General features: G+C 44.8%; 16 protein-coding genes. 6 read left to right on the top strand and 10 right to left on the bottom strand.

Translation table 11 applies throughout. The features are described 5' to 3' along the window. Positions 1 to 81: 81 nt before the first annotated feature. Positions 82 to 3,726, bottom strand: coding sequence for a DUF11 domain-containing protein (locus LEPTO7376_RS23330; protein ID WP_015133573.1), 3,645 nt, complete (start codon positions 3,724 to 3,726; stop codon positions 82 to 84). A gap of 476 nt (positions 3,727 to 4,202) precedes the next feature. On the opposite strand from LEPTO7376_RS23330, the gene LEPTO7376_RS07315 reads away from it, so the two are divergent. After that, on the top strand, positions 4,203 to 6,272 hold the full coding sequence (locus tag LEPTO7376_RS07315; RefSeq protein WP_015133572.1) for a M3 family metallopeptidase: 2,070 nt from the start codon (positions 4,203 to 4,205) through the stop codon (positions 6,270 to 6,272). Positions 6,273 to 6,370: 98 nt separating this feature from the next. On the opposite strand, the gene LEPTO7376_RS07310 is transcribed toward LEPTO7376_RS07315, so the two are convergent. Then, positions 6,371 to 7,177 carry an OmpA family protein gene (locus tag LEPTO7376_RS07310; protein ID WP_015133571.1) on the bottom strand — a complete coding sequence of 269 codons (807 nt, stop codon included), beginning with the start codon at positions 7,175 to 7,177 and terminating at the stop codon, positions 6,371 to 6,373. A gap of 178 nt (positions 7,178 to 7,355) precedes the next feature. Here LEPTO7376_RS07310 and LEPTO7376_RS07305 point away from each other — a divergent pair, with 178 nt between their 5' ends. From LEPTO7376_RS07305 to LEPTO7376_RS07290, 4 genes are all read left to right on the top strand, one after another. Then, positions 7,356 to 8,066, top strand: coding sequence for a hypothetical protein (locus tag LEPTO7376_RS07305; protein ID WP_015133570.1), 711 nt, complete (start codon positions 7,356 to 7,358; stop codon positions 8,064 to 8,066). 88 nt (positions 8,067 to 8,154) lie between these two features. Next, the gene (hemJ, locus tag LEPTO7376_RS07300; RefSeq protein ID WP_015133569.1) at positions 8,155 to 8,778 is read left to right on the top strand and encodes a protoporphyrinogen oxidase HemJ; all 624 of its coding nucleotides are present in this window, start codon (positions 8,155 to 8,157) and stop codon (positions 8,776 to 8,778) included. Positions 8,779 to 8,964: 186 nt separating this feature from the next. Next, positions 8,965 to 9,864, top strand: coding sequence for a FecR domain-containing protein (locus LEPTO7376_RS07295; RefSeq protein WP_160148408.1), 900 nt, complete (start codon positions 8,965 to 8,967; stop codon positions 9,862 to 9,864). Next, entirely contained in the window at positions 9,848 to 11,671 is a 1,824-nt protein-coding gene (locus LEPTO7376_RS07290) for a CHASE2 domain-containing protein (protein ID WP_015133567.1), read from the top strand. Before LEPTO7376_RS07295 ends, LEPTO7376_RS07290 begins: the two co-directional genes overlap by 17 nt. A 3-nt stretch (positions 11,672 to 11,674) precedes the next feature. On the opposite strand, the gene LEPTO7376_RS07285 is transcribed toward LEPTO7376_RS07290, so the two are convergent. From LEPTO7376_RS07285 to mgtE, 3 genes are all read right to left on the bottom strand, one after another. Next, the gene (locus LEPTO7376_RS07285; protein WP_015133566.1) at positions 11,675 to 13,168 is read right to left on the bottom strand and encodes a CPBP family intramembrane glutamic endopeptidase; all 1,494 of its coding nucleotides are present in this window, start codon (positions 13,166 to 13,168) and stop codon (positions 11,675 to 11,677) included. A gap of 65 nt (positions 13,169 to 13,233) precedes the next feature. After that, positions 13,234 to 14,838, bottom strand: a complete 1,605-nt coding sequence (locus LEPTO7376_RS07280) for a WD40 repeat domain-containing protein (RefSeq protein ID WP_015133565.1) — start codon at positions 14,836 to 14,838, stop codon at positions 13,234 to 13,236. A gap of 60 nt (positions 14,839 to 14,898) precedes the next feature. Beyond that, positions 14,899 to 16,272, bottom strand: a complete 1,374-nt coding sequence (gene mgtE / locus LEPTO7376_RS07275) for a magnesium transporter (RefSeq protein WP_015133564.1) — start codon at positions 16,270 to 16,272, stop codon at positions 14,899 to 14,901. 360 nt (positions 16,273 to 16,632) lie between these two features. Here mgtE and LEPTO7376_RS07270 point away from each other — a divergent pair, with 360 nt between their 5' ends. Next, on the top strand, positions 16,633 to 16,884 hold the full coding sequence (locus LEPTO7376_RS07270; RefSeq protein ID WP_015133563.1) for an RNA-binding protein: 252 nt from the start codon (positions 16,633 to 16,635) through the stop codon (positions 16,882 to 16,884). 241 nt (positions 16,885 to 17,125) lie between these two features. Here LEPTO7376_RS07270 and LEPTO7376_RS07265 read toward each other — a convergent pair whose 3' ends face one another. The 5 genes from LEPTO7376_RS07265 to LEPTO7376_RS07245 all read right to left on the bottom strand — a co-directional run bounded on the left by LEPTO7376_RS07265 (position 17,126) and on the right by LEPTO7376_RS07245 (position 21,363). Continuing rightward, a complete protein-coding gene (locus LEPTO7376_RS07265) occupies positions 17,126 to 18,073 on the bottom strand; it encodes a hypothetical protein (protein WP_015133562.1) in 948 nt (315 codons plus the stop codon). An 89-nt stretch (positions 18,074 to 18,162) separates the two neighbouring features. After that, on the bottom strand, positions 18,163 to 19,767 hold the full coding sequence (locus LEPTO7376_RS07260; protein WP_160148406.1) for a cation:proton antiporter: 1,605 nt from the start codon (positions 19,765 to 19,767) through the stop codon (positions 18,163 to 18,165). 53 nt (positions 19,768 to 19,820) lie between these two features. Beyond that, positions 19,821 to 20,483 (bottom strand): tRNA (guanosine(18)-2'-O)-methyltransferase TrmH, encoded by a 663-nt coding sequence (gene trmH / locus LEPTO7376_RS07255; RefSeq protein WP_015133560.1) that lies wholly within the window; start codon positions 20,481 to 20,483, stop codon positions 19,821 to 19,823. Between the two features lie 38 nt (positions 20,484 to 20,521). Next, complete coding sequence (locus LEPTO7376_RS07250; protein ID WP_015133559.1) at positions 20,522 to 20,908, bottom strand: GFA family protein; 387 nt, start codon at positions 20,906 to 20,908, stop codon at positions 20,522 to 20,524. An 11-nt stretch (positions 20,909 to 20,919) separates the two neighbouring features. Next, positions 20,920 to 21,363: an Rrf2 family transcriptional regulator gene (locus LEPTO7376_RS07245; protein ID WP_015133558.1), complete on the bottom strand. Its 444-nt coding sequence runs from the start codon at positions 21,361 to 21,363 to the stop codon at positions 20,920 to 20,922. Between the last annotated feature and the right edge of the window lie 63 nt (positions 21,364 to 21,426).

Below are 21,426 nucleotides of genomic sequence, written 5' to 3'. Positions count from 1 at the left end.
AGAATTGAGTTGTAGGTAGATAACCCTCCCCAGTCTTTTTATAACCTAGGGAATCAACGTTACGGCAGAAGCACATTGTTTCTACACAATTACAGTGTGAGCCTTAATACTATGGACATCTTCTAATAAGATTGTGCCGCCTCCAACACTAGTGAGATCAAACATTAAATCTCCATTACTCACACCCACAAAGGCAGAGTTGTCGTGACCATTGATGTGGCGATCGCCATTAGTATCCAAGTTAGAAATATCGAGATTAAAGTCGCTTATATCTAAACGATCTTTAAACCAACCAAAATCGGTAATGACATCATTGCCGAAGTCGCCTTCAAACACAAACTTATCTTTTTGGTTCCGCTCGCGATGTTCAAAGAAGTTAGCGTAGTAGCCAGTATAATAACCGCCACCGCTGAGCAGATCATCACCACGACCACCATTGATGATATCGAAGCCTTTACCACCAATGATTTGGTCATCACCATCAAAGCCAGACAAAACATCTTTGCCGTTGTTGCCTTTAATAATTTCGCCAAATGAGGAACCCACTATTGCATCCTTAGAATTGCCACCAGCAATGATTAAATCAGGAGTCCCTTCTCCGTCCACATTAACGATAATTCTTGAAAGATCGATATGACTGCGGCCATTACCACCATCAAGTAAGACTTCACCGGTGACACTCGAATTGATCTTAATTTCACCAACGAACCAGTTTTGCTCTGTATTTAAACCAGGTTCTAGGTTCTGGAGGAAAGTCTTGACTTTGCCATCACCATTCGAATCATCAAACGTGATATTTAAACGAACAGGCTCAGCAAAAGATAAATCGGATAATGCCTCTTCTAAGCTCGAATAGCAAATATCGCCGAAAATGACGCCATGGTCATTAACCAGCAACTCCATGCTATCTGGTGTATTATCTGGTTCACCATCATCCGGTGTTAGCTCTACATCAAGAATTTCAAGGGTTGTGCGATCACCCACCTCATTTTCCAGGGTGAAGGAGCCTTCTTGGAAATTCTCAAAGCTAAATACTTCAGCGCTCAGGAATTTATCCAAAAGAAAATCGATAACGGCTTGTTCACCCTCGACATCAGAATCAAGAGATTCCCATACCGCTAGGTCAGCAAGGTATTGAGGATCATCGATCTTATTCCAAATAAACTCTGAGAGCGATCCACCAAACTGATCAAGAATACCGTCGTTATTTAAATCACCAGATAGGAGAAAATCAGAGTTGTTGTAGGTGGGAAAAGCACTATCACCATTAGTTACAGTCAAGGTATTCAACGCGACATCAATAAATAAGCTATTATCAGATGTATCAGTTGTGTTGGCGGGGATAGCTTGACCGTTGATATCAAAGTAATTCGTAAAGGTCTGTGCACCAAAAGCTGAGTCATTTACTGTTGTGGTAATAGCAAAAACCCTACTCGTTGACTCTCCCAGCGATTTTGCAATCAAAAATTCAGCGCTCACTTCTGCCGAATCCGAATCCAAATCAGAGCTACTACCGTCTGTTACAGCCAAAGTTTGTAAGACCTGACGACCAGTAACATCATCATCCGCATTACCGAAAATGCCATCTGCGCCAGCAGTGCCTGTCACCTCAGAGATAGTGAAGTTTGCGGATCCACCAGCGGCCAAACCAAACCCAGAAAAAGGGTTAGTCACATTGGCTTGTACAACAACACCTTCAGACTCGCCAACAGAAGTGTTAATAAAGAGACTATTACTCGTGGTATCAGTAGTATTGGCTGGTATTGCGTTGCCATTGATATCAAAATAATTGATAAATTGCTGTGTCCCAAGAGTGGGGTCTACGGTCGAAGTCGTCAGCCTAAAGGTTTTAGTCGGATCGAGAAATGCTAAATCAACAGCCCATTCAGCAATAATTTCACTTGCATCAGCGTCTAAATCGTCTGTACCTCCATCTGTGACATCAAACGACGTCACAAGAGTCCCTTCACCAGAATCATCAGTATTACCAAAGATGCCATCTGCACCAGCAGTGCCACTCACATCACGAATTTCAAAAGTAACTGTCCCTCCAGAATTTAAACCAAAGCCAACAAAAGGATTCGTCACACCAAACTGAAGTAGGTTCTGACCATTCACCAAAATCGGGTCTGGATTTAGTGAATAGGAGCGTGTTGAGCCAATGACTCCCAGTCTTTCTACTGAGCGAATAATGACATCACTTCCATTATTGAGTTCACCATCAAGGGCAATGGTTGTTAAATCCAAACGAGACGTGGAAGAGTTATCGAAGGTATTAGTTTCAAAGCTGTCAGATGTGACTTCAGCGGTGTTTTGAATATTGAGATGATTGAAATTGACGACTTGACTCCCAGCTTCTTTATCCAAATCAGGGCTGAGGAAAAATTTCCCCTGCAGAAGCAGGTTGCTATATTCGGGGATATCAGCATTTATTACATCAGAACCGGGGTCTTGGTTACCGAAAACAGCACTAAACTCAAACGCTTTAACAGCATCAATTTTGGCGCGGACTTTGACCTCTCTAGATTCGCCCGCAGCAAGATGCTCAAATCCGACCTCGATGGTGTTTGCATTTTCGTCTGTATCGAGGACAGTGCCACCGTCAAGGTCAATAAACTGATCAAACTCTAAACCGAAGGGCATCCCCTGAGTCAAGTCTTCAGTCAACAAAACATTCTGGGCTGTCGCTTCGCCGTTGTTAGTCACCATTAGGGTGTACTCAACAAAGCTATCAGTGTACTGATCACTGGGAGTCGCAATGTATTGATCTGCTAAACCATCACCATTGTTATCAAGAGCCTCAACAGTCGTGAGGTCAAAGACCTTACTAACAGCTAAATCTACCAGACTGAGAATGCGATCGCCATCAATTCCGTTTTCGTCTATATCAACACCATCGCCTGGGTCATAGGCCAAGTTATTGTGAGGATTAGGATCGACGACATTGTCTGGCACATTAACTTGAACACCATATTCCAGTTCACCAGAACCCAGTTCAGCAACAGTTCCTTTTACTTTGTAGGTAACGGCTTCCCCGGCAGCGAGACTGACCAAAATCTCATCTAAGCTGCCAACCTCTAAGAGATTTCCGGGATCAACAGCATCGAGATAGTAAGAAACATCAGCGAGGGATTCGGACAAAAATTCAGATAGATTGGCATCCGCCACATTGGCAACACCATTGTTGGTGACAGTGACGGCATATACCACTTCATCACCCAAGATAACGGTGTCAACATCGTTCGTCACGGTAATAGCCAAGTCGGCCAAAGAGATGAGGTGATCGCTATCGGTATCAAAATTATTGTAGGGATTTTTATCAACATACTTCCGAGGGACATCTACGCCAACGCTGTAGTCTAAATCTCCGATCGCATCCGGTGCTATTGTGCCTTTTACCTGATAAGTAATAGAGCCATAGGCAGGCACCTTAAACGAAAGATCTTCGAGACTATCAATTTCAAGCTGGTTCTCGAGAGAAACAGATCCTTTGTAATATTCAACATCTTGTAAGTCGCTAGGCAAACTGTCACTTAAGCTGGCGCCATACACAGTTCTCTTGCTGTGGTTGCGCACGGTGATTGTATAAACAACCTCACCACCAGCGAAGACTTCTTGTACGCCATTCGTCACACTCACCGACAAGTCAGTACGCTTCCGAGAACCATGATGCCAAAGCTGATACAACGATTGTTGCAGGAAGGAATAGAAATTGTAACCGCTCATAATCCTAAAGTAATCAGCAGGTAAACCACTGAGCCCACCAATATGTTTTACGAAATAATTTTTTGGGATAGTAAATAGCGATCAAATCATCAAGGCACCCGACAAAATCTCAATGTTATACGGTGCAATTCAACACCTAATCATCACTTTTTTACTAGTTTCATTTATAGCTCAAAATACCTATGTATTCTATGAGGAAAAACAAACTTTATCCAAGCTTTATTTTATTTGCCAATTTCGCTTAGGCTCTTTATCGTAGCTTCATGCGATCACCTAGAAGTAATGGCTTGGATTAAGTATTTTGGCGTAATATTTTTTCGCGAATAAATGTCATTTAGCACCTGTTTTTTAAGCCTATACGTAGTTATTTGGTAGGCGATCGCCTACCAGAGCCGAGATATCCCTACCTGACTTGCTCCAAAACAAACTGTCATAATGTAAAGCAGCAGATTTTAAGGAAGTTCGAGCAGAAAAATATGACTCAAAATCCCCTCCTAATTGGCCAAGGCCTTCCCTCCTTCAAACAAGTCAAAGCCGAACAAGTCGAACCGGCAGTGACTCAGCTCCTCAATGAACTTGAAGCAGCAGTAAATGAACTCGAAGCAAATGTGAAGCCCACTTGGACAGACTTCATCGAACCGTTGACCCGCATGGAAGAAAAACTCATGTGGACATGGGGTATCGTTGGCCATCTGATGAGCGTCAAAAATAGCTCTGAGCTCCGGGAAGCCTATGAAAAAATGCAGCCTAGCGTCGTGCAATTTATTAGCCGCTGGAGTCAAAGCAAACCGATCTACGAAGGTTACAAAGCAATCCGAGAGGGTGAAAACTGGTCTAGCCTTGATCCGGCTCAACAACGTATTATCGAATCATCTCTCCGGGAATCAGAACTCGCTGGAGTCGGTTTAGAAGGGGAAATGAAAGAGAAATTTAATGCGATTCAACTCGAACTTGCGGAACTATCCACCAAGTTTTCGAACAACACCCTTGACGCAACAAAAGCATTCAAACTGAAGCTCACGGATAAAGCTGATGTGGCAGGCTTACCGGACAGTGCCCTTAGTCTTGCTGCTCAAACTGCCCGCGGTGAAGGCGAAGAAAAGGCAACTCCAGAAGAAGGCCCTTGGGTCATTACCCTCGACTACCCAAGCTATTTGCCTTTCTTGAAATATGCCGAAAATCGTGAGCTGCGCGAAAAGGTTTACAAAGCAGCAATTTCAAAAGCTTCTGCTGGCGAATTTGATAATCATCCTCAAATTGATCGAATTCTTGAGTTGCGCAAAGAAAAAGCTCAAATTCTTGGGTTTGATAACTTCGCCGAATTGAGCCTCGCGCGGAAAATGGCTCCTAGTGTTGCAGCTGTCGAGAAATTGATGGATGAGCTACGGGAAGTAAGTTTTGATGCGGCAAAAGCAGAATTAGCAGAACTGACTGAATTCTCTGGTCAGTCTGAATTAAAGCATTGGGATGTGTCCTATTGGTCTGAAAAACAGCGGGAAGCAAAGTTTGGCTTTAAAGCAGAAGAATTACGTCCTTACTTCTCTCTACCTCGTGTCCTCGAAGGTCTATTTGGTTTAGCACAACGCCTCTTCTCTGTGACCATTACAGCAGCTGATGGTGAGGCTCCTATCTGGCATGAAGATGTGCGTTATTTCAAAATTGCGGATGAATCTGGCACTCATATTGCCAACTTTTACCTCGATCCATACAGTCGCCCTGCTGAAAAGCGTGGTGGCGCATGGATGAATGATTGTGTGGGTCGCGCCAAGATGACAGTTGAAGGTAAAACCACTACTCGTTTACCTGTGGCATACCTCATTTGTAATCAGACCCCTCCAGTGGATGACAAGCCCAGTTTGATGACTTTTGGTGAAGTAGAAACGCTTTTCCATGAGTTTGGTCACGGTTTGCAACATATGTTGACCCATGTGGATTTTCCTGGTGCGGCAGGCATTAATAACGTCGAGTGGGATGCTGTTGAGTTACCCAGCCAATTTATGGAAAATTGGTGCTACCACCGCGAAACTTTGTTCGGGATGGCGAAGCACTACGAAACCGGCGAGACTTTACCGGAGCATTATTACCAAAAACTTCTTGCAGCGCGCACTTATATGAGTGGTTCTGGCATGTTACGTCAATTGCACTTTAGTTTGCTGGATATTGAACTTCACGCGAAATACAATCCTGCCAGCAATGAAACGCCTGAAGATGTACGTAACCGCCTTGCCGAAACAACAACTGTGATGAAGCCTTTGCCAGAAGATTCATTCCTCTGCGCGTTTGGTCATATTTTTGCTGGGGGTTATGCGGCTGGTTATTACAGCTATAAGTGGGCGGAAGTTCTCAGTGCTGATGCGTTCTCTGCGTTTGAGGAAGTTGGCCTAGAAGATGAACAGGCGATCGCCACCGTCGGTAAAAAATTCCGCGATACAGTTCTTGGTTTAGGCGGTAGCTTGCATCCGATGGAAGTCTTCAAACAATTCCGTGGTCGTGAACCCCAGACTGAACCTTTATTACGCCATAGCGGTTTGCTTCAAACAGCATAAAATTTCTCACACAAAAACATCGAGAGCCTCTGAAATAATTCAGAGGCTCTTTTCTTAGATCAAAGTAATAGGCGATCGCCCAAAATAGTCGAACACGATTAATCAGCTTGGGTTGTAATCTCAATGCGTTGATTAGCATTTTTATCATCAGCGGCAAGTGGTTCACTGTCACCATAACCCACCACTAACCAACGATAATTTCCATCAATTTGGGCATCAAGAAAAACCTTGACTGATTGGGCTTGTTGAAAAGATAATGCTTCCGCCTGTGCCTCATTTTCAGGGAAGCTATGGCCAGAAATTTTAATCGTATTTAATCTAGTTTGTTGCAAATCAATGGCGATCGCCCCAAGGATTTCCTCAGCCTCAGCGGAAAGCTGACCACTATCGTTAAACAAAATATTGCTGGGCAATGTGATTTTGAGATCATTGCTCGGTGTCGAATTTGCAGCCGTATCACTGGCATCAAATTCTTCGGGACTCGTCTCCATCAGCTCAGTGAGATTAGAGAGGCGAGTAGCAAGATTACCCTCTTGATTGCCCAGTTCCAGTTCTGCTTCAAGCTTTTGGGTGCGGGTTGCCAAAACTTGTAGCTGCGCCTGAATCCCTTCAATTTCTGTTTCAATTTCTACCCGTTCTTCATCGGAAAGACTTGCAACTGTCTGGTTAAGTTCTGGTTGCGCCGTATCGACAAAACCACCAGAGCCATCAGCAAGCCTGAGGAATAAAGGTTTCTGAGGATCTCGCATCGGTGATAAATGTCCAGCCACTAAGCCTAAAGCGATCGCCCCAGCGGCAAAACCAGACAGCACCACAATACGCAATATAAAGACGATGATCCATTTTGTAACGGAAGAACGGCGAACCGTTGACGGAGCCTGAGGTTGAGACGAAGATGAACTCACAGTATTACAACAGTATTAAACGTAACGGGCAAAGGAAAAAACGAGTTTATAACAGAATTAATAAACCCATAAATTACAGCCATTGTAATGCCCGTGGGAAATTCCCCCACAATTCTCTTCGGGAGTTTGCATCTCCGACCCCAATCCGCCTCGACTACAATTTCTTTAACCTAGCCCTATGTCGATTTCTGCATCCTCTCCCGATTTGGTTCGTGACCCTTTAAATAGCCCTTTTCCACTGCCATGGCAATGGATTCTTGATACCCAAGCCGCCGTCACCGCAGGTAAACATCCTGGCAAAGAACTCTACCGCAGTCCATCTCTTTACGATCCCCAACATCGCTTTACAGCCTATTGTCGAGTGCGTCTTGATCTCAAACCAGCAATGCATGACAGCCGCATTACTAGCACATTATTTGTAGAAAATCTAGAGACAGGTGTGCTTAATACGGTGATTGCGCGATCGCCCCTTGCACCTCACCCATTTCAAAATGGCGATATTGTCGACGCACCGGGCATCATTTCGCTCATTATGCCTGTGTCTTGGTCCACTGATGGAAAAAAGCTCCTAAGCCGGCAATTTGAGGGCTTTTTAGGGAGCTGCGACATTAGTGATTTTGGTGTTATTTGGGACAGTGAAACAGAAGAAACTCTCACCCTCTCTCCAAGTGCCAATGTGGAGTATACTCATGCGATTTTATTGGGCTGGTGCGAACATCATCCAGAGCAAATTTTGTTTCAAGCTGGCAGTATTGGCGAAGATAATTGGCAAAACTGGGCTGTTGCCTTAGATGGTAAAACCTCATCCGCAGTGGATGATGCAGGCGTTGTCTTTGGTGAAATCAACTCTAATATTTGGTCGGGCAGCAACACGAAATTTAACATTTAGTTGCAAGTTGCGATAAATTTTGGCGATCGCCCCCATGCCCTTTTAAACTGACTAGAACTATAAAAAATGTTTATTTAAAAGACTTGCCATGGCACAGTTTTGGTCAGATATCGCCCCCCAAGCCTACTTTTGGTTTAAAGCCTTTCACATCATCGGTGTTGTAGTCTGGTTCGCCGGGCTTTTTTATTTAGTACGTTTGTTTGTATACCATGCAGAAGCGGAGAAGGAACCAGAACCCGCAAAAGGCATCCTAAAAAAGCAATATGAACTGATGGAAAAACGCCTCTATCACATCATTACCCAGCCAGGGATGTATGTGACTGTTGTCATGGCGATCGCCATCATTTCAACCGAACCGGCCATTCTCAAATCTTGGTGGCTCCATGCAAAACTAGCTCTCGTTGCATTGCTATTGGTCTATCACTTCTATTGTGGTCGCATCATGAAAAAATTGGCAGCAGGCGAGTGCGATTGGACAGGACAACAATTCCGCGTCCTCAATGAAGCTCCAACATTACTACTCGTCACGATTGTAATGTTGGCCGTCTTTAAAAATAGCTTGCCTCTCAACTGGACTGGCGGTCTAATTCTGGCATTGATTGTCTTTATGGCAGCCGCGATTCAACTCTATGCCAAGAAGCGCCGTAACGACCAAGAAAAACTTCGCCAAGCTCAAACTCAAGTTTCAACAGAGCTCGTTTCTAATTCGTAAGGCGATCGCCGAAACACCACTTAATTTTCAGAAGAAGTCCCCAACAGAAGAAATCTGTGGGGATTTTTTCATTTCTTTAAAGTTTTCACGGAAAATCTAAGACTTTTTGCGTATTTTCACGTAATCTATCGGTTTTACTATATAAACAGTGAATGGGTTGATTAGTCCCCACAGTTACGCATGATCATGAAACCCCATCAAAATCTACCTACTTTACTGCTGAGCGTTCTGTGTTTAGCGGCTCTGCCCACTATCTCAGCGCTGTCTCTACAAACTCCAGTGATCGCCCAAACCAGTTCCCGCAGTATGGAAGTGCGACGGGTAATTGGGAATGTGACATTCCGTAACTCTTTTACCCGCGCTAAATCCGGCGATCGCCTCACCAATGTGGGACAAGGCTTATCTACAGGATCTCGTTCCAGCGCTGTTTTAGCCCTAGATGCAGGGATCGGTACCGTGAGTGTTTCAGCGAAAACAAGCTTTCTGATTAAAGAATTCAACACTACCAGTAACGGTGGTAAGGTCACAGTGATTCAAGTGACAAAGGGTCAAGTACGCGTTAATGTCCGGCCCTTTACCAACCCCCAATCTCGTCTCCAAGTTAAAACGCCAGCGGGCATTGCAGGAGTGCGAGGAACAGAGTTTGGTGTTGCGGTGGCAGACAACGGACAAACCAATGTCTTAACCAATGAAGGAAGCGTCGCAGTGAGTGATCCAAACAAAGGCGAAACTGTTGAGGTGAATGCAGGCTATGCAACGATTGTGGTGGAAGGGGAAGCGCCAACAGAGCCAGTTCAATTTATCGAAAACCTTGATTTAGAAGTGTCCCGTGCTCGCTTAAATGCTGATGGGGTTTGGGAGATGAAGGGCAAAGTGGATCCCTTTAATTTCATTTGGATCGATGATGAGCAAGTGCAAGTGCAAGAAGATGGTTCATTTGAAATGAATTATGCTCGCTTGCCCCAAGGGTTAACCACAGTTCGGATGCTCACCCCTCTTGGCTCCACAAAAACAACTTACCTCTTTGTACGGGAGGAATCTTTCCCCATCCAATTGCGCGGTGAGGAAGATGAATTTGCAGGTTAAACCTTGGGCTTGGCTAGGTGGAATTATTGGGGTTAGCTGCGCTGCACTGTGGCAGTTTGGAGCTTGGGAAACGTTAGAAAGGTCTGCTTACAATACTTTGGTGCGATCGCAGGATCTGCCGATTTTTCCGGAGCAACAGTGGGATGATCGCGTTGTGGTGATTGCCATTGATGAACCAAGCATCGAAACCTATGGGCGATTTCCATGGGAGCGGAGCTATTACACTGATCTGCTCACCAATCTTTCTTTTGCGCCCCCTGCAGCTATTGGCTTCGATGTGATTTTTAGTGAGCCAACAGAATATGATGCAGCCTTCGCTGAAGAAATGATGTTTGGGGGTAATGTGGCGATCGCCCAAGCTATTCGAAAAAACTTAGAGCCGATTGAGGTATTACCCGCATTTACTGAGGTCACAAAACTCGGGCATATTGTGGCGCGGCCTGATCCTGACAGTATTATTCGCGAGGGTATTTCATACATTGGAGATTTTCCATCCCTTAGCGTGGCAATGCTGGAGATTTATCGCGACACCCTTGATTTAACAATTTCTGCACCAGAAGAAGAACTCGAAGGTATTTTTTTCGACTTACCCAATCCCATTGCGGCAGGCAAAGAAAAACTGCATACGCTCAATTGGAAACGCCCCAGCGCAGATTTTCCGACCTACTCATTTAGTGATGTGGCAAGCGGCAATCTCGATCCAGAGATTTTCGCGAATAAGCTTGTCTTGATTGGTATTACGGCAACGGGTTTTGACCCACTGCAAACGCCATTTGAACTAACGCCGCCATCTTCGGCTGTGTATCTCCATGCGGTGATGCTGGATAACTTTTTAACGGATTCTTTTTTGCGGCGATCACCTCAATGGTTAACGCTAAGTGGATTACTGTTATTGGCTCCGACAGCGATGTTTGTGCTGACTCCTTTGAATTTGCGAGGCAGATTATTTGTGCTCGCCCTAACGTTTGGAGGTTGGTGGGGAATTTGCCTATTGAGTTTGGGCTATGGTCAATGGCTACTCCCGGCGATCGCCCCCATTGGTACAATTTTATTGAGTGGCATGGCGCTGCAATTTTATGAGCAGTACGAAAAACAAGAATTGATGAATTTGTTTGCCCGTCACGTATCGCCGGAGATGGCGGAAGTGATTTGGCAACGTAAAGAAGAAATTTTCACAAAAGGACAGCTCGAACCTCAAGAACTTACTGCCACGGTTTTATTTAGTGATATTCGTGGTTTCACTAAAATTTCTGAGCATTTCCCACCGAACGAACTTTTACCATGGCTCAATGACTATCTCCATGAAATGACCCAATGCATCGTCAGTCATGGTGGCATCGTCGATAAATATATTGGCGATGGAATTATGGCAGTGTTTGGCGTACCTTTTGCTCGCGAGACCGAAGCAGAAATTCAAAAGGACGCTATACAGGCGATCGCCTCCAGCCTAGAGATGCATAAAAAATTAAAGCCTTTAAACAAATCCCTTGCTGCAAAAGGTTTACCGCAAATCGAAATTGGTGTCGGCATTCACACTGGCAAAGTAGTAGCAGGAACCGTCGGTGGTCAAGAACGACTTAGCTATTCTGTTGTTGGAGATACCGTGAATACTTCGTCTCGACTGGAATCACTAAACAAAAAAATTTCGGAGAAACGTTCCCGTCCCTACAATATTGTTCTTAGCGCAGCGACCTTTGACTTGATTCAAAGTCATTACAATACCGATGCTCTGGGCAAAATGCCGATTCGTGGACGCAACGAGCCAATGACCCTTTACACAGTGACCTCACCGCGCAATCAGGCTTAGCGACTAACTACCCAGAATAAACAAACTCAATAATGTGCCACTATTCCAAAGGCTATGGAGCAACATCGGCGCGAGTATATTTTTTGACTTCGTATAAACAAAACCAAGAATAATTCCTAAGGTCATCAACGGTAGTACTTCTGACAAACTTAGGTGGGCGATCGCAAACAAAAAAGCACTGAGCACAATGCTGCCCCATACGGGTAAATAGCGAGTTAATGAAGGCAATAAAAATCCCCGAAACATGATTTCTTCGTACAGAGGAGCCAGTACTGAGGCAGTCATAAAAAAGATCGTTAAGGCCACTTGATCCTGAGCTTTGAGGGCGAGAAATAAAATCGGGTTGCTGCCGCCCTGCCCCTGCCAAATCTGCTGGTTGATCAGCGAAACAATTAACACTAACGGTAAGGCAACCATATAGCCACCAAAGCCCCACACTGTCCAGTTATCAAGCCATTTAATCTGGAACCAATTTTTTGGTAAGGGTCGAAATTTCCAGATCGATGCCACCAATACTAATATTCCGGCGATCGCCATCATAAAATAGGTCGCCAACGTATAAGCTGCTTTTCCTCGCACTGTCCAACTGGCAGCATTAAGATTGAGACTTTGCAATAAATTTGGGAGAACGAGGGGAAGCAAGAGTTGCCCCACAAAGAAAAAGCCCACAATAAACACTTGCCAGATAATCTCGCCATCCCAAGGTGTTTCCCAGGCGGCAGTGTTGTCGGCAAAAAGCAAAGAATCCTGGCGTTTGCGGACAAATTGAATTACTAAAAAGATCAACAACCCAAAGCCGAAAATCCCCACACTGAACGGAAGAATCGTCACCACTGTGAGCTTTAAAAAGGCTTGCTGTGCCTCATACTGAATACTTTCTTGCAGCAGAGCGAGGTCTTGTTCTGCACCGATCACTTGAAAGAATTGTTGTAAGTTTTGCTGTTGAAACCACGTCTCTAGGCGATCGCCCAAAATTGTTACAGCACTTTCTGAAGCCTTCCCCTCTAACCACAACGGTTCCAAAACAGCAATTAAAGACGCATAGGTTTGATCATCTGCCGCAATTTGTTGCCATTGTTCTTTCGCTTTGGAGATTTGATCATTCACCGCATAAAGAATACCCAGCTTGACATGCAGCTCATCGATGAGAGTGGTTGTTTCGGCGATCGCCTTAGCTGTGGCAGGAGCCTTTGCCGTTGCTGCTCGCTCATTTAAAACATCGAGTTGCGTATTGCTACTTTCTAAAACTGACTCATATTGTTTAATAGCATTGCCATAGGGATCTTCACCAGTTAACTGCTCCACCAAAGTAGCGATCCCTTCAGGAGATGTCGTTGCCGCAGAATCACGATCATATTCCGTTGCTTCTAAAACAAGATTCGTTTGATACAGCTCAAGACGACCTTGAATTTGTGGTTCCTGAAAACTCGCCCACAGAGACGACAGCAACGGAATCAGGGTTAACACCGTCAAAATAACGAGAAAAAGACGTTTCACAGTTAAGGGCAATAGCAAAAACAATTGTTCTAGCCTAGCTTGTCCGCTTCCTTTGGATCAACGCTTTACCGCCGCAACCAAACTTTAATACGGCCATCAGAACTTCCCGCCGCCAATAAAGATCCATCTGCACTCAAAGCCAAAGAAAGCAAACGGGAATGGGTTGACTTAGATGCTGCATCATTGAGATTTAAAGTCGCGAGAGGTTCATTAATCCCCAGTTGCCAAATTTTGATGGTTCCATCAACGCAACCTGTCACCAGAAAATCGCCTTGGGGACTAAAGCGTAAAGAGGTAATTGCTTTTTGGTGAGCGGCTAAACTAAAACAAGGAACTGTTTCCGGCAAAGCGGTTAAACCGTTGCAGTCCAATTGCCAGAGGTAAACATAGCCACTTTCCCCAGCCGAGACGAGTAATTGACCATCGGGACGAATGGCGATCGCCGCAATGGCTTCAGGTTGGTCACTGCCGAGACTGCCGATAGATTGATGATCTTCACTCCGCCAAAACTTTAAAAGTCCTTCTTTGCCACCTGTCACGAAAATATTACTGGTTGGGGCACAGGCGATCGCCTCAATTTGATCACCGAGGTCTTGACCTGTTGCCAATAAATCACCATCTTTAGGACGCCACCGCCGAATCGTTTGGTCATGACTCGCAGTCAACACATCGCCATCCGGTGTATGGGCGATCGCATAGACAGAGCCATCATGTTTAGTGAGAGATTGACTTAATTCAAACTCTGGCATCTCAGAAGATTCTGGATCGATATGCCAAATTTTCACATCCGGCTCAAAACTACTACTGGCGATCGCATAGGGTCGGACATCACCATCAAGCAATCCATCTAACAACCGATCCATAAACCCATCAAGGAAACAGAGATCAAGCAAACCCTGACTATGAGCTTGTACCTGTGCCAGTTGTTTGCCATCCCTCACCTGCCAAACTTTTAATTGTTGATCCCAACTGCCACTCGCCAACAGCCGCTGATCATCACTAAAACTCAACGCACTCACACAATCTTGATGCGCCTCTAAAACCTGAATACATTGCCAAGCTTGCTGAGGTTCTTCAACCGATTGTGGTGGAGATGGAGTTGGCAAAGGTGATTCTGATTGGGGTTGTAGCGGCGTAATGGCCTTACTTTCCCAAGGATCATTCACAGGAGATTTGGGAGGTTCCTGTGCAATAGCTGGGGATGTGGGAGCAGGTACAGGTAAATTTTCGAGAGCAATATTACCTTCCTGTTGCAATATCAAAAGTACTTGCTCTAAATTCTTTAGTCGCTCATCCAGAGCTTCTTCGTTGAGATATTGCACCACATTAGTCAGGGATTTTTCGAGACTCCCTAAATAATCCTGCATCTCATCTTTCGTCTTGAGACTAGCAATACTGGTTTTAATATTGCTGCTCTGGCGGACTTGCTGACCAAGCTGATCCAGTTGACCTTGAAACTTATTTTCTAAACGGCGTATTGCCCCGAAAAATTGTTTTCGTTGTCGTTGTTGAAGATTCAGTCGATTAAAAATATTTATGCCTAGGGTCAGCGTCAGAAAGATTAAGGGGATTTGCCAAAGCCCGTCAAAAAATGACCAAATTACGGTGATTAACGTCGCGAGTAGCAATCCTAATTCTGCCAACTCCAACCATTGCCGTTTTTTGACCATTAAACTGTCCCATCATCGCGATTTATCTGGGTTTCCTACGGATTATTCCCAGTTCAGCCCCTATGATAACCCCAACATTAGGCGCGCGATATTAAAGTAAATCAATACACCAATCACATCAACAGCAGTCGTAATAAATGGGGCAGACATCAAGGCTGGATCTAATCCCATATACCGGAATAAAAAGGGTAATGAGGAACCTGCCACAGAAGCCAACACGGCGATCGCCACGAGACTAATTCCTACTGAAATCGCGACCCCTAAACTACCTTGTAAGAAATACGCCCAGACAATTACGACAAGGCCGAGGATCGAACCGAGTAATGCGCCGGCGATCGCCTCCCGCAAAACCACTTTTCCAGCCCCAAGATCATTCAGGTCATCAGTATTCAAACCACGAATCACAACCGTTGATGACTGTGCCCCAACATTACCGCCAGTTCCCGTCAGCAATGGAATGAACGCCGCCAACGTCACCACCTGCTGCAATAACGATTCCTGCGAGCGAATAATCCAACCTGTAAATGTATTGGTAATCAGTAGAACAAAAAGCCACACAACTCGTTGTCGCGCCACGGTTAGCAGATTCATCTGAAAATAATTATCGCCATCCGTCTGCAAACCACCCAATGCATAAATATCTTCCGTTGCCTCTTCTTGGATAATGTCAATCACATCGTCCACCGTAACCACACCAACCAAACGATTCTCACGATCCACCACAGGCAACGCCAGCAGGTCGTATCGCTGAATTGTCAATGCAACCTCTTCTTGGTCAGTATCCGTATGAATCGAAACCACATCACGGGTCATGATCGACTCTAGCTGCACAGTCGGCCCAGAAACGACCAAATCCCGCAAGGACACAATGCCCATCAATTGCCGAGACGCATCAGTAACGTACAAATAATAAATAATCTCTGACTTACTGGCTTGGAGGCGAATCCGTTCTAAAGTTTCCCCAACTGTCAGGGTTTGCTTAAGAGAAATATACTCCGGGGTCATGACCCGCCCAGCAGTATCGTCCTCATAACCGAGGAGCAAATTCGTTGCTTGCCGTTCCTCAGGACTCAGTTGTTCAAGCAACTGTCGGACAACTTTTGCAGGCAATTCATCAAATAATCTCACCCGATCATCCGGGGACATTTGATCCACCACATCCTGCACTTCTTGCCGCTTAAATTTCTGTACTAAGGCTTGCTGTACCGATGAATCTAAATACTCATAAACCTCAATTGCTTCCGCCTTAGAGAGCAACCGAAACGCAATCACCTGCATCGATTCAGGAAGATCTTCGATCGCCTCAGCAATATCCACGGGCTGCACAGGTACTAACAAGGATTTGGCTCCCTGCAAATTCTTTGATTCCAGTAGGAGAAGGAGTTGACTTCTCACTAACTGGCGTAACTCATTGTGTTTAGTGGATGTTGTCATCTGGTTACGTCGCTCAGCCCCACAGCTAAAGGTGCAATATCTACGAACTTCTGGCGATCGCCAATCGCTCCTTAAGCAGAAATACTCAACTACTTATCTCAATCCAAGGTAGTCCCTTTATAAAACTTAACCCATTCTACAGAAGAACTTGTCGAGCAGCTTGTGTTAACAAATTTCACTGTGCTAGCCTAGACATATTGGGAATTAAAAGAATTCGAAAGTACTCGGTTACGGTTATCTCGTTTGGTATTGTGTCAGGTTACGACAGTATTGACAGAAACATCTCGCCCCGATACGACTACGAACTCTCCTTCCCAGATGGACAACCCTCGTCATCTCTAAAAGGAGAAGCAAAACATCATGTCAATCTACGTTGGAAACCTCGACTACGCCGTCGAAGAAGATGACCTCAAAGAAGTCTTCGCTGACTATGGCACCGTTAAGCGTGTTTACCTTCCTATGGACCGTGAAACAAACCGTAAGCGTGGCTTTGGTTTTGTTGAAATGGCTAATGAAGGTGAAGAAGAAAAAGCAATTGAAGCCCTCGATGGCGCAAGCTGGATGGGTCGTGAAATGAGAGTCAATAAGGCTCGTCCTCGCGAAGAAAAGTAGAGAAGGCTTCTTTCCGTGACCATAAATCGTGAGGAAATCATCCTTTCTAGATATCTGCCTTTTTGGAATTATCTGAAGTGATTTACAAACGCACTAAACATCGCGGTCAGCCTAATCAGCTTTAATCTTTGATATAAATCAAAAGGAGTGAGATCAGTAAAGTCTCACTCCTTTTTTATGGCTGATTTTGCTGTGCAGGAAATAAAAAAGAAGGCGATCGCCTTCTTTTTTTAATTGTCATCTATGAAGCTGAACTACCGCGAGTTCTACGGCGGCGGCTACTACCACCACGGGCTGGACGACTACTTGAAATGTCATATTCCATCACCGTGCCAATCGCAAACAGTACACCACTAAAAATGAAGAAAATATCGAGAATACTCCCACTTTCATAATCCGGTAGATAAGCATACTGATATTTAAAACCCATGTCAGCAATGTATAGCGCGAGAGTCGCAGCTGCAATCATTCGCCATGACTGGGAGAAACGGCCTCCCCAAAACGCAAGCAAAAGCGTCGCGGCAATAATCAATAAAATCACATCACCAATGATGTAAAACAGGTTCACTGGCGCAGCGAAGTTAACTAAGAAATTCTCTGTGGCGACCACCCATCCAGGTAGCACTGGTGCAGCAGCTTCAGCGCCAGCTGCAACTTCTTCAATGATTTCAGCTGGTGCCCCAAAGGTAATCAGGATAGCTAAGGCGATACCCAATACGGCAATACAGCCCACCACAACCCATTGCCATAAAACAAGATTGAGGCGACGTGGCAAGACGGCTAGGAACATACCCCAACCAACAGTCACATAGAAGGCTAGATAGAAAAAGTCAGCGGGGGAAACTTCTGGGTCTAATCCAAAATAAAGCTCCCACCATCCAAACAAAATATTGGCAAGGAAAAAACAGAACATTCCAGATCCAATACCAAGCCAGACATTTCGTCCGCTAGCAATCTGGGGACTATTCCAATTACGGTAGCAAAGTAAAGCTGCAACGAGGAATGGTACTGTTTCAAAGATGTAAGTCCCGAGGGAATACCAGAGGGGATAATCCGCATCGGTTGGTTTCGTGCTAAAAAGCAAGAAGAAAATTAGTGCGAAGACACACCAGCCAATACCGACATAGATAATCGTTTGGCTTTTGAGAAGAGTTTGTGGGTTAAATGTTTTATCTGTAGAACTACTCATGAATGGCCCTCAATGTGTGAAGGGTTGATGGGGAGCTGCTTTTTTCCTAAATAATTGTTGGGTTTAGGTCAAAAGTTGAGGGCTTGTATTTATGGTGCAGCAACTACAGTCACGGGAATAGGACTGGTTTCGAGTACGGCTTGCGATACTGACCCCATCAACAGTCGCTGACCTAGGCCCTGTTTACCTATCACAATAGCAGTTACTTGCTTGGTGCGAGCAATTTCGACAATCGCCTCTGGAATGTTGCCGTTATAGGTGAGCCATTGGTGAGAAATATCGGCCAAATGTTGTTGGATTTGTTGCTGAAGGTAAAGGAGGGTATCGCTTTCAGGCTGCTCGGTAATGTGCAGGATAATCACGTCTGCATCGCTACGTCGGGCAAGATCAGCGGTCTTTTTCAAAATGGCGATCGCCGAATCTGAGGTATCGATGGCCGCAAGAAAAGTGGTTTGGTTTGTATGAAAAGTTTTCGTAGGATCGATAGTGTTTTTTTGTAACAGTTTTGGGGCAGTGAGAGGAATTGCCCAAGCGCCCAAGGGAGCAGTCACCAAAATCGACAGGGCAGCGATCGCCAGAATTACGTCCCCATGTTCGAGGCCTAGACTCAGAGGAATAGCACCAATGGCAGCTTGAACTGTTGCTTTAGCAGAGTTGCTTGGTAGTAAAAATAGTTTTTCGCGAACTGTCCAATCGCTACCGAGTGTCGAAAGCCACCATCCGATCCCCCGGCCAATCACCAAACTAATCCCGAGCAAAGCCAGACCTTTAAGCCAAAAGTCTTGCAAAACGGTGAGCTGAATACTGGCTCCCAACAACACGAATAGAAAAATTGCGGCGATCACCCAAATGTACGCAAAACTTCGACGCAGATAACGGGCTAGAGGCGGATCAAGTTGGGCAATAAAAAATCCGAGGGACATTACCGCCAAGTAACCAGAAAAGAAGGGCGATCGCTCGGCGATAAAAATCAAACCTAAAGCAATAACTGAAACGATTAATGTTGCTTCGAGGGGGGTTGTACTTAAGTTTTTGAACGTAAGCAGATAAATTATTGCCTTGGCAACGCCCCAACCAATTAGAGCCCCTACAATAATTTGCACCACTGCCTGCACTGGAATCTGGGCGATCGCTATCCAAGATAAATTTGCCCCAGATTCTTGGGCTAAAACCGACAGCAATAGACTAAAAATCAACAACAATACAGCATCAGAAAGAGCACTTCCCGTCAAAATTGCATCGGGAATGCCTTTTTTTACGCCCCATCCCTGACTTTTCAGTTTGAGCATCGCAGGCACAATTACTGCGGGAGATTCTGCGCCAACAATTGCCCCAAGAAGTAATCCTGTTAACCAGTCAAATTGCAATAAAAAAACGGCCACCACAGCAACCACAAGCATTTCGCATAAACCAGGCAATAGTCCCAATCGAATGGCAACAGTGCCTTGCTGCCTCAGTTTCTCTTGATCTAGTCCTAAGCCAGCCTTCATTAAAATCACCATCACGGCGATCGCCCGCAACCCAGATAGATTATCGACAATTTCTGGTGTGAGCCAATTTACGCCCGAACTGCCTAACGCTAGTCCGACTAAGATCATTCCCAACAAACTTGGCAATCCCAATCGTTGCACCAGCTTCCCACCGAGAAAACCACCCAACAAAATCGCGACCACAATCGCATTAAAATCCATCATTTTATTTTGAGATGCTGTAACGCTTGTGCCGAACTCAGTCCCAAAAAAGACATTTAAGACTCACTAATAATCTGCCCCTGCTCATCTAGCTGAGGATAAGGTAAATTCCGTTCCTGATAATGATCCACCAAATCAGGGTAACCCCATTCAAAAACCTTACGCTGATAAATCTTTTCGTCGAGGCGAGGCTGCTGATAAAATCCCGCTTCTAACCGCTGCCGTTGTGCCTCAAACAAAACCACCGCTGCCGCCACCGACACATTGAGAGATTGCACCATCCCCAACATGGGAATAATGATATGGCCATCCACAGCATCTGCTGTACTTTCACTCACCCCCCACCGTTCAGCTCCCATCAGCACTGCCGTTGGTTGTGTGTAGTCTATCTCTCGATAATCCACTGCTCGATCACTTAAATGAGCCGCATAAATTTTGAAATCTCGCGCTTGTAGCTGGGCGATCGCCCCTTCAATCGTCGTATGTCGATGCAGCTCCACCCATTTTTCACTACCTTGTGCCACCTGCGTAAAGGTCGGTAAATCTTCACCATCGACCACTTTATTCATCGCATGCACTTCAAACACCCCCACCGCATCACAAGTCCGAATAATCGCTGACAAATTATGGGGTTTATGAACATCCTCCGTCAGCACCGTTAAGTCTGGTTGACGGCGATCGAGCGTTTCACGAATCCGTTGATATCTTCTAGGAAGCACAATAAATGACTATTAGGACAACAATAAGAACGAAAATTTTAAGTGATTTGGGTAATATTGTCTTCCCAATTTTGTCCATCAAAAGGTTCAATGACAAATTGATCCAACACATCACCATCTAAGCACCTTAAATTCACATCGACACCATCAGGATGGGAGCGAGGATAATAAAACGAATGCACACCACAATGACGACAAAAAATATGGCGAGCCTGTCGAGTATTAAACTGGTAAACTGTCAAAAAATCTGACCCTTGTAGCAATTCAAAATCTGTTCGGGGAACGATGAGATGAAGAAATCCTTTTTTGGAACAAATGGAGCAATTACAATCAACTCCATTAAGTACTTTAACCTTTACTCGAAACCGCACTGCACCACAGTGACAACCACCGTAAAAAATAAACTCTTGGTTATCTCCGCTCATCAATAATTTCCTCAAATGATAAAACTGGTCGCTTCTCCTTGAGCTGCTTTCCAACTACGAGCATCGTAATATAAATCTGCAAGGCTAATACTAAAGAGTGCTTCTTGTAATTTTTCGTGGAGTCGCTGCCATAAATTAAAGGTTACCCAGTCTTCTGCTTGGGCAGGATCAGGCTGATATTTTGTTAAAGGTTCGATATTTTCACCGATTGCTGCAAAGATTTGCCCTAAGGAAATATTCTCAGGTTTTGCTAATAGTTGATAGCCACCTTGGGCTCCTCGTACAGACCGGACAATCTCGGCACGTCGAAGTTCGATCAAAAGCTTCTCAAGGTATGGTGCAGGTAGATTCTGGCGTTTGGCGATCGCCTTTACAGAAGTCGGTCCATAGTTTGGTTGCAAACTAATATCTAATAAAGCTTTAACGCTGTAATGACCTCTTGTGGTGAGCTTCATAGCATATAAAAATCAAAATTTAAAGGCTTCAATTTCATGCAAACTAATTTTCTCCAGAAAAAA

The sequence above is a fragment of the [Leptolyngbya] sp. PCC 7376 genome, assembly GCF_000316605.1.
GTDB lineage: Bacteria > Cyanobacteriota > Cyanobacteriia > Cyanobacteriales > MRBY01 > MRBY01.
Note: the sequence above shows the minus strand (reverse complement) of the source record. Positions and strands in the feature narration are given on the sequence as shown.

Bases quoted from the DNA above. Each gene is read 5' to 3' on its own strand.
- LEPTO7376_RS23330 (WP_015133573.1), bottom strand. From the start codon at position 3,726: ATGAGCGGTTACAATTTCTATTCCTTCCTGCAACAATCGTTGTATCAG.
- LEPTO7376_RS07315 (WP_015133572.1), top strand. From the start codon at position 4,203: ATGACTCAAAATCCCCTCCTAATTGGCCAAGGCCTTCCCTCCTTCAAA.
- LEPTO7376_RS07305 (WP_015133570.1), top strand. From the start codon at position 7,356: ATGTCGATTTCTGCATCCTCTCCCGATTTGGTTCGTGACCCTTTAAAT.
- hemJ (WP_015133569.1), top strand. From the start codon at position 8,155: ATGGCACAGTTTTGGTCAGATATCGCCCCCCAAGCCTACTTTTGGTTT.
- LEPTO7376_RS07295 (WP_160148408.1), top strand. From the start codon at position 8,965: ATGAAACCCCATCAAAATCTACCTACTTTACTGCTGAGCGTTCTGTGT.
- LEPTO7376_RS07290 (WP_015133567.1), top strand. From the start codon at position 9,848: ATGAATTTGCAGGTTAAACCTTGGGCTTGGCTAGGTGGAATTATTGGG.
- LEPTO7376_RS07280 (WP_015133565.1), bottom strand. From the start codon at position 14,838: ATGGTCAAAAAACGGCAATGGTTGGAGTTGGCAGAATTAGGATTGCTA.
- mgtE (WP_015133564.1), bottom strand. From the start codon at position 16,272: ATGACAACATCCACTAAACACAATGAGTTACGCCAGTTAGTGAGAAGT.
- LEPTO7376_RS07270 (WP_015133563.1), top strand. From the start codon at position 16,633: ATGTCAATCTACGTTGGAAACCTCGACTACGCCGTCGAAGAAGATGAC.
- LEPTO7376_RS07265 (WP_015133562.1), bottom strand. From the start codon at position 18,073: ATGAGTAGTTCTACAGATAAAACATTTAACCCACAAACTCTTCTCAAA.
- LEPTO7376_RS07260 (WP_160148406.1), bottom strand. From the start codon at position 19,767: ATGATGGATTTTAATGCGATTGTGGTCGCGATTTTGTTGGGTGGTTTT.
- LEPTO7376_RS07250 (WP_015133559.1), bottom strand. From the start codon at position 20,908: ATGAGCGGAGATAACCAAGAGTTTATTTTTTACGGTGGTTGTCACTGT.
- LEPTO7376_RS07245 (WP_015133558.1), bottom strand. From the start codon at position 21,363: ATGAAGCTCACCACAAGAGGTCATTACAGCGTTAAAGCTTTATTAGAT.